The sequence below is a fragment of the Natronobacterium gregoryi SP2 genome (assembly GCF_000230715.2).
GTDB classification, from domain to species: Archaea; Halobacteriota; Halobacteria; order Halobacteriales; family Natrialbaceae; genus Natronobacterium; species Natronobacterium gregoryi.
Genome location: NC_019792.1, coordinates 1,075,017 through 1,087,445, shown reverse-complemented (window position 1 = coordinate 1,087,445; position 12,429 = coordinate 1,075,017). Strand labels below are relative to the sequence as shown.

General features: G+C 63.7%; 10 protein-coding genes. 5 read left to right on the top strand and 5 right to left on the bottom strand.

What is annotated here, in order from left to right:
* Window positions 1-164: 164 nt before the first annotated feature.
* Window positions 165-1,397, bottom strand: a complete 1,233-nt coding sequence (gene hmgA, locus NATGR_RS05355) for a hydroxymethylglutaryl-CoA reductase (NADPH) (RefSeq protein WP_005580701.1) — start codon at window positions 1,395-1,397, stop codon at window positions 165-167.
* Between the two features lie 60 nt (window positions 1,398-1,457).
* Window positions 1,458-1,886 carry a hypothetical protein gene (locus tag NATGR_RS05350; RefSeq protein ID WP_005580702.1) on the bottom strand — a complete coding sequence of 143 codons (429 nt, stop codon included), beginning with the start codon at window positions 1,884-1,886 and terminating at the stop codon, window positions 1,458-1,460.
* 143 nt (window positions 1,887-2,029) lie between these two features.
* Between NATGR_RS05350 and NATGR_RS05345 the strand changes: the two genes are divergently transcribed.
* The 3 genes from NATGR_RS05345 (at window position 2,030) to NATGR_RS05335 (ending at window position 4,899) form a co-directional block, all read left to right on the top strand.
* A complete protein-coding gene (locus tag NATGR_RS05345; RefSeq protein ID WP_005580703.1) occupies window positions 2,030-3,568 on the top strand; it encodes an amidohydrolase in 1,539 nt (512 codons plus the stop codon).
* A gap of 57 nt (window positions 3,569-3,625) precedes the next feature.
* Entirely contained in the window at window positions 3,626-4,372 is a 747-nt protein-coding gene (locus tag NATGR_RS05340) for a GIDE domain-containing protein (RefSeq protein WP_005580704.1), read from the top strand.
* A 68-nt stretch (window positions 4,373-4,440) separates the two neighbouring features.
* Window positions 4,441-4,899 (top strand): DUF2267 domain-containing protein, encoded by a 459-nt coding sequence (locus NATGR_RS05335; RefSeq protein WP_005580705.1) that lies wholly within the window; start codon window positions 4,441-4,443, stop codon window positions 4,897-4,899.
* Window positions 4,900-4,908: 9 nt separating this feature from the next.
* Here the strand turns inward: NATGR_RS05335 and cofH are convergent, their stop codons facing one another.
* Both cofH and NATGR_RS05325 read right to left on the bottom strand, forming a co-directional pair.
* Window positions 4,909-6,282 (bottom strand): 7,8-didemethyl-8-hydroxy-5-deazariboflavin synthase subunit CofH, encoded by a 1,374-nt coding sequence (cofH, locus tag NATGR_RS05330; RefSeq protein ID WP_015233365.1) that lies wholly within the window; start codon window positions 6,280-6,282, stop codon window positions 4,909-4,911.
* Between the two features lie 148 nt (window positions 6,283-6,430).
* Window positions 6,431-9,169, bottom strand: coding sequence for a methyl-accepting chemotaxis protein (locus tag NATGR_RS05325; protein ID WP_015233364.1), 2,739 nt, complete (start codon window positions 9,167-9,169; stop codon window positions 6,431-6,433).
* A gap of 333 nt (window positions 9,170-9,502) precedes the next feature.
* Here NATGR_RS05325 and NATGR_RS05320 point away from each other — a divergent pair, with 333 nt between their 5' ends.
* Window positions 9,503-10,528: a phosphoribosylaminoimidazolesuccinocarboxamide synthase gene (locus NATGR_RS05320; protein ID WP_005580713.1), complete on the top strand. Its 1,026-nt coding sequence runs from the start codon at window positions 9,503-9,505 to the stop codon at window positions 10,526-10,528.
* A 109-nt stretch (window positions 10,529-10,637) separates the two neighbouring features.
* A complete protein-coding gene (locus tag NATGR_RS05315) occupies window positions 10,638-10,847 on the top strand; it encodes a hypothetical protein (RefSeq protein ID WP_005580712.1) in 210 nt (69 codons plus the stop codon).
* A gap of 122 nt (window positions 10,848-10,969) precedes the next feature.
* Here NATGR_RS05315 and NATGR_RS05310 read toward each other — a convergent pair whose 3' ends face one another.
* Window positions 10,970-12,277, bottom strand: a complete 1,308-nt coding sequence (locus NATGR_RS05310; protein WP_015233362.1) for an acetamidase/formamidase family protein — start codon at window positions 12,275-12,277, stop codon at window positions 10,970-10,972.
* Window positions 12,278-12,429: the final 152 nt, after the last annotated feature.

Below are 12,429 nucleotides of genomic sequence, written 5' to 3'. Positions count from 1 at the left end.
AGTTCGTAATACACCTCCCCGAAGTCGCTCTGGTACATCGTGTTCGGATGCATACACCAGGAACAAAAACGTACGTCGGATTCTCACCCGACAGAAACCGGACTGTATCGATGTAATCGACGCTCAGGCCCTGTCCCGCCGACGAACCCGAACGGGATCGAAAGTCACCGCCCGAGGTCTTCGTGTGCGCTCACGAGGTGTCGGGAGGAAAGCGCCGCGAGCAGGGAGAGTTCACCGGCGAGAGAGCCGACGGCGATGACCTCGGCGAGCGCGGCGGCGTTCGACCCCGCGGGATCGCCACCGCCGCGGAGGCCAAGAATCTCGAGTGCTTCCGCCTGCGTCGGGAGTTTCGTCCCGCCGCCGACGGTGCCGACCTCGAGCGAGGCGAGCGAGACGGAGGCATAGAGGTCGGTCGTTCCCTCGTCGTTCTCTCGAGCGTCCATCGTCGTGATCGCGTTCGCGCCCTCGACGACCTGAGCCTCGTCCTGGCCGGTCGCGAGGAAGGCCGCGGCGACGACGTTCGCGGCGTGGGCGTTGAACCCGAGACTGCCGGCCTTGGCGCTGCCGGTCAGGTTCTTGCGGGTGTTGGCCTCGGCGATGGCCTCGGGCGTGGTGTGGAGTCGATCCTCGACGACGTCGCCGGGGATGAGGACGTCCGCCGTGACCGAGCGACCGCGCCCCTCGACGGCATTGATCGCGGCGGGTTTCTTGTCCGAACAGAGGTTCCCCGAGAGCGCGACGAGGTCGGCGGGAGTCTCTTCCTCGACGAGTTCGCAGGCCTCGCCAGTCGCGATGGTGACCATGTTCATCCCCATCGCGTCTTTGGTGTCGTAGGCAAAGCGCAGGTAGACCGAGTCGCCGACGACGTACGGTTCGACGTCTAACAGTTCGCCGTGACTGGTCGTCGACTCGGCGGCCTCACGGAGCCGGTCGACGTTGTCGGCCACCCACTCGACGACCTCGGCGGCCTCGGCGACGCCGCCGACACGGAACACCGGCGCGCGCGTCATCCCGTTTTTCGTGACGCGAGTGGTCGCGCCGCCGACCGACCGGATCGTCGACAGCCCGCGGTTGACAGACGCCAGCAGCGCGCCCTCGGTCGTCGCCAGCGGGAGGTAGTAGTCGCCCTCGGCCGCGCTGCCGTCGACGGGAACGGGGCCGGCGACGCCCATCGGCACCTGGGCCGCGCCGATCATGTTATCGACGTTCGGGTCCGCCTGCTCGGCGTCGAAGGTGTAGTCGGCGACGGCCTCGAGGTCCGCCCCAGTTTCGCGCTCGACGAGTAGCCGGCGGGCCTCGGCCGCCGTGTCGTAGTCGGCGTGGTCCTCGAGTTCGTGAATCCGGAGCTCACCGTCCGCGACGCGGTCGGCGAGGGCTGCGGGATCGGTCGTGGTCATGTGTCGGTGGAGACAGTCGGCTCTCCTAAGGATTGCTGATTCGGTCGGGTTTCGTTTTCGTTACCGCGTCTCGCCGCTCCCGCTCGAGCGGGAGCCGGCGACGAGTTCGTAGCCGAGAAGCACCAGCAGCGAGACGGCACCGATTGCGAGGATCAGGAGGTTCTGCAAGGCCTCAGTGTCCTCGAGCGGGCTCGCCTCGAACCCAGTCAGGAGCACGTCGCTCGCGAACAGGAGTGCGAAGGCGGCGATCGCGACGGTGGCGAATCGGACTCGAGCCTGCGGTGAGACGTCGTCGCTTTCGCCATCGTCGGTCGCGGCAAGATAGAGCTGTGGAACGACGACCGCGAACCCGACGAGGAGCAGAAAGGCGGGAAGCGGGTGTTGGCCCATCGAGATGCCCGTGTAGCTGTCGATTGCAGTCAGGACGGCGATGGCGGTTACGAGGAGGACGAACGAACCGGCGATGGCGCGGTTTTCGCGGGAGACCATGTACGTGAACGATCGAACGGAGATGACTTATCAATTGCTGATGGTTTTCTCTACGTTTCGTAGAGTAGTGATCGCGTTCGGCGCAACCGGCCGCTTCGCCCGCGACCGCTACGGTTTTGCCCTTCGCACGAGGCCCATCGTACATGACCGACGCTGCGGACCTCCTGGTGACGAACGCGGAGGTACACACGCTGACGGACCCGGACGAGACTCACGAGGCACTCGCCGTTCGCGACGGCGAAATCGTCCGGATCGGCGACGAGTACGAGATCGAGTTTCTCGAGGGCGTCGAGACCGACGTGATCGACTGTGAGGGACGGGTCGTTCTGCCTGGATTCATCGACGCACACACGCACATCGAGAACCTCGGGCGGTATCTCGTCCACGCGGACCTCTCGGGGGCCGAGAGTTCCGAGGAATGTCTCGAGCGCCTCGCTGCCCGCGCCGACGAGACCGACCACGAGTGGGTCCAGGGCTTTGGCTACGACGAAAGCGAGTGGGACGACGCAGCGTACCTCACCCGCGAAGACCTCGACCGGGTTAGCGAGGAGCGTCCCGTCGTCGCGCTCCGGGTGGATATGCACGCCGCGTCGCTGAACTCCGTCGCCCTCGAGCGGTTCGCGGGTGACCTCCCCGAAGACGACGTGCGACGCGGTCCGGACGGCGAGCCGACGGGTGTCGTCGTCGAGGACGCCGCCGAAATCGTCCGCAAGGGGATCGCACCGGGCTCCGAGGAGACCCACGACCTCGTCACCGCCGGCCTCGAGTACGCCGTCGAACGCGGTGTCACCGGCGTTCACGACATGGTGCGCAACTCGAAAGCGCCGCGCGTCTACCGAGACCTCGAGGCCGCGGGCAAACTACCGACGCGCGTGCGCATCAACTACTGGGCGGATCACATAGAGAGCGTCGCGGAGGTCGGCCTCGCGACGAACGCTGGAAGTGATCGCGTACAGACGGGTGCGATCAAGAGCTACACCGACGGCAGTATCGGCGCGCTGACGGCGAAACTGTTCGAACCCTACGAGGGCGACGACGAAAACACCGGCGAGTGGGTCGTCGACCCCGACGAACTCGGCGAGATCGTCGCTCGCGCCGACGACGAGGACTTCCAGGTGACTGCCCACGCTATCGGTGACGAGGCGATCGAGGAGACGATCTCGGCGCTGGAGGACACCGACGATCCCGCAGAGTCGCGCCACCGGATCGAACACGTCGAACTCGCGACCGACGAACACATAGAGCGCATGGCCGAGGCGGGCATCGTCGCCTCGATGCAGCCGAACTTCCATCGCTGGGCCGGTGAGGACGGTCTCTATGCGCAGCGACTCGGTGAGGATCGGCGACGGCGGACGAACCGCCTCCGGCGCGTCCTCGACGCTGGCGTCCCACTGGCGTTTGGGTCGGACTGTATGCCACTCGATCCGTTGCTCGGCGTCCACCACGCGGTCACCGCGTCTGCCGAAGCGCAGCGACTCTCGGTGACAGAAGCGCTGCGGGCATACACTCGAGGGGCGGCCTACGCCGCGTTCGACGAGGATCGCCTCGGCACCCTCGAGGTCGGCAAACGCGGGGACCTGGTCGTCCTCGAGAAATCGCCGTGGACGGCCGAACGGATCGACGAGATCGACGTCGCGCTGACGGTCGTCGACGGCGAGGTCGTCTTCGACAGGCGAAGCTGACGCCACGAAGTATCAGGAACCGATACTATTATCGGCGCGAAATGAGACGTTCGACCGATGCCTGGTGCGTTATTCGTCCTGATCGGCGTCGCCCTCGTCGCGGTCGGTTGCTGGAAGCTCCGGCCAGTCTATCACGTCTACTCCGGTGGAATCGACGACGTCGTCTCGGTCGAGCGAGCCGAAACTCCCGTCGAACTCGAGGGGACAGCGACTGCTGCGGAAGAGACCATCTCGTCACCGCTGACGGGCACGGACTGTCTCGTCTACGAGTACGAGGTCGAAGAGCACCAGTCAAGCGGAAACGGGTCCTCGTGGAACACCGTCGCTGAGGGAGCCGCGGCCGTTCCGTTCCGACTCGAGGACGACACCGCGGGCGTCCGCGTCGAACCGGAAGAGGCCGACTGCGCACTCTCGACAGCGGTGACGGTTGGTGTCGACGGGGGCGAGCAAGAACCGACACAGGTCGAGGAGTTCCTCGAAACGGAGTCGGAACTCGAGTCCGAGAACCGATCGATCGACCTCGGCGTGGTCGAGGTTTCGACCGGGAACAACAGACGCTACTACGAACGACGGCTCGACCCGGGCGAAGACGTCTACGTCTTCGGCCAGTCTCACTACGATATCGACGCTAGAGAGACGATGCGAGATGTCGGTGCGGTGATCGAGGACGGGCCGGAGACGCCAGCGTTCGTCGTCGCAGACTCCTGTCAGTACGTCGCCGCCAAACGGCTGGCGAGACCCGGCCTTCGCTGGACCGGCGGCGGCGTTCTGGCGGCAGCGATCGGCCTGTTGCTGCTCGTGTAACGGCTCAGTCGTACGTTGCAGTCGCCGGCTGATCGTTTTTTACTCGACTCGTTGCACGCTCGAACGGGATGGCTACGAGCTACAGCGATTTCGTCGGCGAAGTACAGCACCGAATCAAAGCCGACACGCAGGCCGAAGCCGTGAGAACGACCCGTGCGGTGCTCGAGACGCTCGGTGAACGCGTCGACGAGGGCGGAGCGACCGACGTCGCGAGTCCGCTGCCAATGGAGATCGACCGGTACCTGCTCGCGGTCGAGCATGGCCACACCTACGACTTCGACGAGTTTGTCGACCGCGTCGAGACGAAACTGAACGACGACGATCTCGACTTCGAGGCGTCGTACGGGACGCCCGCCGACGTCGAGCCAGCTGACGCCGTCTACCGGGCAAAGGCCGTCGTCGCCCTGACGAGCGAACTGGTCCCTGGTGGTGAACTGGCTCACGTCGAACGCCAGCTACCCGACGAGTTCGAGGAGTTGTTCGAGTTCGTCGACGCGGAGACGAAACCCTGGGAACAGGAAGCCTGAGCTGGTCGCTCAATCGTCGGCCGGGGCCCGTTGCTCTTTGCTCTCCAGCAGTGGCGTCCCGTCGGCTTTCGGCCCGAGCTGTGGGCCGAACGGCGGATCGTCGGGATCGACGACGCGTCGTTTCTCGTAGTCGGTCGACCGTTCGACAGGAATACGGCCGATTGAAGCAATCATTTCCACGTACTCTTCGAACGACCGGTACTCGCCGTAGTCCCCACCCGCGCGTTTGGTAATCTCCTCGGAGAGGATCGTCCCCATGAAGTCGTCCGCGCCGCAGTTGAGCATCTTCAACCCCTGTTCGTCGCCGTACTTGACCCACGAAGACTGGACGTGATCGATATTGTCGAGAAACAGTCGCGAGACGGCGATCATCAGTTCGTCCTCGTCGGTGCTTGGGCCTCCGGAGACGACATCGTGTTCGAAAAGCGGCGTGTTCTGGTGGACGAACGAAAGGGGGACAAACTCCGTGATCGCACCGTCGACTCGTTCCTGTAAGTCTCGTACCCGTTTCAAATGTAGTGCACGGTGCGCCTCGTTCTCTACGTGACCATACATGATCGTCGCCGTCAGTCCGAGACCGACGTTCGCCGCGGCCTCCATCGCCTCGAGCCAGCCGTCGGTGTCGATCTTGCCCGGACAGATGACGTCCCGAACCTCGTCGACGAGGATTTCGGCGGCCGTTCCCGGCACCGTATCGAGACCGGCCTCTTTCAGTCGACGGTAAACCTTCTCGTAGGACCAGTCGGTCCCTCTCCTGGCGTGGTAGGCCTCCTCGGGAGTCATCGAGTGGACGTGAACGCCGTCGACGCTCATTGCCGAGATCTGGTCGACGTAGGTGCTGGGACTGGTCTCGTAGATCTCCGGCGGCCTGTAGCTGACTTCCTTCGGGTTCGGGTGGACCTCGAGAATTTCGCGGTGTTCGTCGTCGAGCGCGAACGCGGGGTGCAGTCCCGACACCGAGCAGACCTCGTAGACACCTCGCTCGACCGCATCACGGACGATCTCGCGTGACTCGGCCGGCGTCTTCGTGAATCCAGCCGTCTCGACGTCGGCGTCGCGTTCGAACGTGTATGCGGCGTCCTTGAAGTTACAGAACAGACAGCCCACGTTGCAGGCCGTCGTGACGTTGTTGTTGATATTCGCTGTGAAGGTGACCTCGTCGCCGACCACCTCGGCCCGCCGACGGTCCGCGGCCTCGAGGACCGCCTCCTTGCGTCGGCGGTCGATCCCCTCGTCGTCCGTCCCCGTCGTGAGCAACTCGATGGCGTCCTCGACCGTGAGTCGGTCGCCATTGCGGGCTTTCTCGAGTGCGGTCTCGAACGACTGGTCGGTCTCGGGGACGTGGCCGAACGTGAGGTCGGCCTCGGTCACCGGTGAGTCCATCGGCGTAACGATTCCTGTACAGTGAAAAAAGCGTGGTGGATTCCTCGATACAGGTGCCTGTCGGTCAGTGCCGGTGTAACCGCGATCCGAAGCGAGTGATTGGACCGGGACATCGGTACAGCAGTCGGTATCGTACGCCGCCGGATCGCTACTCGTCGTCGGTCTCGTCGTGTCTGCGTACGATATCTGTTTCGTCGTACTCGATTTCGATTTCGTCGCTGTCGCCACTCTCGTCGCTTCTACCGTCGTCGTGCCCGGTTTCGTCTGTGCAGCCGTCGTCGGCGTTTTTCTCGCCGATTCCGGCATCGACGCCGGGGTCTTGCTCGCCTTCGCTGCTGTCGCCGACTGCGTCGGCGTCGACGTCCACGTCGACTTGGAAGGCCGCAAGCGAGTGCCGGAGGTCGTCCGCTCGTTCGGTCAACGAGTTCGCTCCCGAGGCGACTTCCGATATCGTCGCGGTCTGTTCTTCGACGGCGGCGGCGACGGTTTCGGTTTCGTCTTTGGTCTCTTCGCTGATGGTGGTCGCTTCGTCGACCATGTCGACGACGCGTTCGCTCGCACGGGCCTGGTCGTCGGTGGCGTCGTTGATCGACTGGATACTCTCGTTTGCCGTCTCGACCTGGTCTGTGATCTCGTCGATAGCGGTGATACCCTCGCCGATCACCTCGGTGCCGTCGTCGACGCGGTCGCGCATCTGTTCGATCTCGTCGACGGTGTCGTCGACCGACGCCTGGACGTCGGTGATCAGATCGTCGACCCGCTGAGTCGCTTCGCCGGTCTCTTCGGCAAGCGACTTGACCTCGTCGGCGACGACCGCGAAGCCGTCGCCGTCCTCACCCGCAGCAGCCGCCTCGATCGAAGCGTTCAACGCCAGCAGGTTCGTCTGGCCGGCGATGTCGTCGATGAGATCGACGATCTCGCTAATCTCTCCCATCTCGTCGTCGAGTTGCCGAATTTGATCCGTGATCTCGTCGGCCTGGCGCTCGAGGGCGTTCATCTGTGTCCGGATCGCACTGGCTGCGTTGCCTGCGACGTCGGCACGGTTTGCGGCCTCTTCGGAGACGGTGGCGACGTTGTCGGCGGTCGAAGCGATCTCTTCGATCGTCGCGGAGAGATCGTTCATCTCGCCGTAGACCGCCTGGAAGCGGTCGCTTTGGTCGGCCGTCGCGGTGGCGATCTCCTCGGTAGAGTGGCTGACTTCGTCGCTTGCCCGCTCGATCTCCTTGACTCGGTGGGTCACGTCCGCACTGATGTCGTCGACGTCTTCCGCGAGTGCCTGAACGTCGACGATCGTCCGCTCTAAGTCCTCGAGCATCGCGTTGAAGGCGGTGGCGATCTCGACGAGCGCCTCGTTGTCGACGTCCGCGTCGAGCCGCCGGGTGAAATCACCCTCGGCAGCGTCGGCCATACCGTCAGCGAACTCGGCTGCCTTCCGCTCGAGATGGTCGGCGAGGTCTTCGGCCTCCTGGCGCGCCTCGGCAGCCTCCTCCTGGGCAGCCTCGGCTTCCGCCTTGGACTGCTCTAACTCCTCGATCGACTGCTCTAGATCCTGGTGCATCGTCTCGAGTGAGTCGCCGAGGCGGCCGGGAACGTCTTCTTCGAGGACGGCAGCGTCGAACTCCTGGCCGGCGATCGCGTCGGCCTGATCTGCTGCCGTCTCGAGGTAGTTCCGGATGTCGGCAAACGAGTTTCTGACCTGTCCGACTTCGTCGATGCGGTTATCGTTCTCTATCTCGACGCGAGTATTGCCAGCGGAGAGAGAGCGGGCGTCGTCAGCGAGGTCGTCCATGGCGTTTGCAGTCGAGCGACCGACCGTCGCGCCGATAGTGAGGAATCCGGCAAGAGCGATACAGACTAGGACGATCAACGACGTTGCAACGTCGGTTGCAAGCGCGTACGCGCTGTCCTGTGGCGTGTGGGTGAGCAGCACCCAGTCCGTCTCGGGGACGGACGCGTAGCCGACGACCTCGTCGGTCTCGTCGTACTCGATCGCATCGCCAGCGTCGCCTTCCGCGACTCGTGTGGCGTGGACGACTTCGCTGTCGCGTCCCTCGTCGCGGTACGGAGACAGGACCGTCGCGTCGTCGCCAGCGATCATCACGTCGCCGTCGGCAGTGTCGACGACTTGCGTGTAACTGTCTTCGACCGATCCTTCGAACTGATCGGACAGTTCGGTCGCCGAGAAGACGACCATCACCGCGCTCTGCTCGTCGCCCCTCTCGACCGGGCTCAGAAAGCCGATCAGTTGATCGCCGCCGTGCTCGAAGGTGTCCGTGTACGTTCTGTCGACGTCTAACGATCCTGTATATTCGAACTCGCGGATGTCGTCCTCGCTCGAGACTCCCGTGTATTCGAACCCGTGGCCAGCATCGCTGTTCGAGGTTCGGGTGTGGAGCTCGAGACCGATCTCCGAGATGTCGTCACCCACGACGGACTGGTCGGTGGTGTGAACGATTCTGTCGGTCGTGAGGTCGACGTGGTGGATCGCGTGGACGGCGTCTTCCATCTCGTCCCGTTCGTCCCGTAGTGTCTGTTCGATTTCTATCTCCGATCCATCGTGCAAAACTTCGTTCGTCGAGAGCAAGGCAGCCATCTGCTCTTGGCTTTCGATCCAGTCACCCAGGTCGTTCGCCTCGGCCTCGGCGTCCATCGATATCTCGTTCTGGGCGTTTGCCGTTATCTCGCCGGTGATGTCGACGTAGAAAAACGCCGCTGCTGCCGTGGTGACCAGGAGAACGACGAGCATGACGGCAGCGAACTTCCGCAGATAGCTCCCACGGACGTACTCGAGCGAGACCGCGTCGGGCGTCTCGGGGAGGCGATCCGTCGGCAACAATTCGACTCCCCGACGGATATATTTGCGAAGGGATAGGTCGGGTCTCGACATTTGAGCAAAGAACTACTTTCGTGTGGTGAAATTGCTTGTGGCCCCTCGACTAGGCTCTCCCACTATTGGCATAATCTTAGCCCGGTCTCGCTTGATCCAACTGTTGTACTGGCTGTCACTGTTTGTCGTTCCGACGATATTGACTCCCGCCCACCTGTTCGTGCAAAACTGTTCGATCGGTGGTGATCGCTGCCGTTCTCCCTTCTATCGGACGGTCGCGGTCGCACACCCTGGAGCCGCCTACGGTACGACCGATACTGAAACCTTCTTGGGGTATCGTACCGGGTGTTCGGATATGGACGATAGCGAGTGGCCCGTGCTGGGGTGGCAGCCGTGACGAGCGTCAAAGAGTTCCGCGTCGAGGAGGCGGCGACCGACGACGAACTCGGCCGTGGTGCGTTCGTCTTCACCGACGACTACTCAGTTTTCGACTGGGGAAAGATGCCCGACACGATCCCCGACAAAGGAGCGAGTCTCTGTGCGATGGGCGCGTTCAACTTCGAACTCCTCGAATCCGACGGCATCCCGACCCACTACCGCGGCGTCGTTCCCGACGGCGACGACGACCCGATCGCCCTCGAGGACGTCTCGGAACCGCCCCGCGAGATGGCGATCGATCTGACGCAGGTCCCCGACCTCCCCAACGACGGCCGGGAGTACGACTACGACAGTTATCACGGTGACGCAGGGGAGAACTACCTCATCCCACTCGAGGTCGTCTTCCGGAACCAGGTCCCGATCGGTTCGAGCTTGCGTCGTCGCACCGATCCCGCCGACCACGGCCTCGGTCTCGATAGCTGGCCCGCCGAAGCCGTCGACCTCGAGGCCCCGATCGTCGAGTTCTCCACGAAGTACGAAGAGAGCGACCGCTACCTCGATCGCAAAGAGGCGGATACGATCGCTGGTATCGCCGATATCGCCGACCTCGAGTCGATCGCCCGTGAGGTCAATCGGCTCGTCACCGACCGGGCCCAGGAGGCAGGACTAGACCATCAGGACGGCAAGATCGAGTGTTGCTACTACGACGGCGAGATCCGCGTCGCCGACGTCGTCGGCACGTTCGACGAGAACCGTTTCAGCTACGAAGGAACACAGCTCTCGAAGGAGGTCCTCCGACAGTACCACAAGCGCACCCAGCCCGACTGGGTTCGGGCCGTCGAGGCTGCGAAGGCCGAAGCCAAACAGGACGGTGTCGCCGACTGGAAGTCCCTCTGTGAGGAACGGCCGGCGTCGCTCGAGGACGACGTTCTCGAGACCGCACGGGATATGTACTGTGCCGGGACCAACGCTTACGTCGGCCGAGAACTGTTCGACGCGCCGCCGCTCTCGAGTGCGATCGGTGCGGTTCGACGGCTGTAGAACTCGCGTTTTCCGCCGACGAAGGGGAAGCGTCTACCGAGGGGCAGGCCTGCCCGCCACTCTATTCAGTAACCCTCATATGTCGTGGGCCGCCACGCAGTAGCAAGCAATGACTGTTCCCGTCACCCCGATTCCGGCGAGTATCGTCCCGTTCGATCCGACAGTCGGCGTCGCGGTCGTCGCCAGCGTCATGGTGACCGTCTTCGTCGCGGTTATGGCGTTCCTGGCTCTCGCACCGATCGTCTCCGAGAAGTGGAGCAAACAGTTGGCCGCGACCGGCCGCCCGTCACTCGAGACTGAAGCAGGCGACGCTGACTGAGACGGATTACTGTAACGATTTACCGGCGCAACCGCCGCCCGGGTCGCAGTTGTGCCGGAACTGACTGACAGCAAACCGTATGAGACGTGTTTTGCACCGGTAGACCGTTACAGCGGCCCGTATCAGAGATCGTACTGTTCGCGCACCAGGTGCGCTATCCCTCGTTCTTCGAGCAAGTCCATCGGCGCGAGCATGTCTAGCTGGACGACCCCTGGCAACCGGCCGACCTGCACGCCGCCGGTGAACGTACACCGCGAGCGAATCTCGCCTTCGCTCATCTCGAGGAGTTCGCTCGCGCGGTCGAAGGCGTTCTCGGTTGCGTCGTTGATCGTCGCGCCGGAGCCGATCACCTGGATCGGGCCCATCTCTTCGTCCATCTCGACACCGTGTTTCGCCGCGAGTTCCCGTCCAGCCTCGCGTTCCTCCTCGCTGTAGGGTTTCGAGATGAACGGCAGGTCCTCCTCGTTTGGCAGCAGAATCGGCCCGTTGAGGTCGAGACCCTCGATCACTTCTACGTCCATCCTGACGGTACCGCTGACGTCGGTCGTGTGCAAGGAGAGTTCGCCGTCGCCCTGGTTGGCGTGGAGGTCGCCGACGTAAACCCCGCCGCCGTCGACCTCGACGGGACAGAGCAGGGTCGCGCCCGCTCGGACCTCGGAGACGTCCATGTGGCCGTCAGTGCGCTTCTCGAGTTCGTCCTCGTTCTCTATGCCCCAGTCGTGGTCGGCGTCGATCAGGAACTGACCGAAGTCGCCGGCGTTGTGCGAGTCGGGGAGTTCGACCGGCGGCGTCGTGCCGACGTTGCCGATAAAGGGGCGCAGTCGGCCGAGTGTGCCGGGCATCTCCGCAGGTTCGTACAGCAGGATCGGGTGCTGGCGGGAGTTCTCGGGGATATCCATCGCCTCCGCGGCGTCTTTCGCGAGTTCGTGTGCGCCCGACTCGTCCATCGTGAGGCCGACAGTCCGCTCCTCGTCGAACGCGACCGTGTAGCCGTACTCGAAACCGAAGGAGGAAGCGTTTGCGCCACACTCCACACAGCGGATCGCATCCTCCCCAGTGCCCTCGACGACGGAGTCGGGCCACTCCGTGCCACACTCAGGACACTGGTGGTCGACGAACGGGTCGTCGCCGAACGCCTCTTTTCGTTCCCGCATCGTCCCGGTGCTGGTCGCCATGCTCGTCACCTCGATCTCCCTGATCTTCAGGGCGATCGCATCGCCGACCTCCGCGTTTTCGACCCTGATCGGTCGGGTTACCTCGTGGCCGCCGCGGAACTCCGGCGTGATCATCGGGCCCCAACAGGCTGGTGGCGTGTAAGTCTCGATCGTGCCACCGTCGGCGACGGTACCGACCCACTCTTGCTCTGGCCCGACGAGACCGAGCGTGTACTGGTCGACCGACAACTCCTGCTGAATTTCACGTTGTGACATACCACACCTATCTACGGCGGCAGCGGAAATAAACGTACAGTAGCATGCCTGCTATGTAGGAACGGACCTGTTTCAGTGGAGTGTACAGTAGCCCGTACAGAAACGGCGACCTGCTCCTGGGCCTCCAGCGCGGGACTCGAGAGAACCCCCGC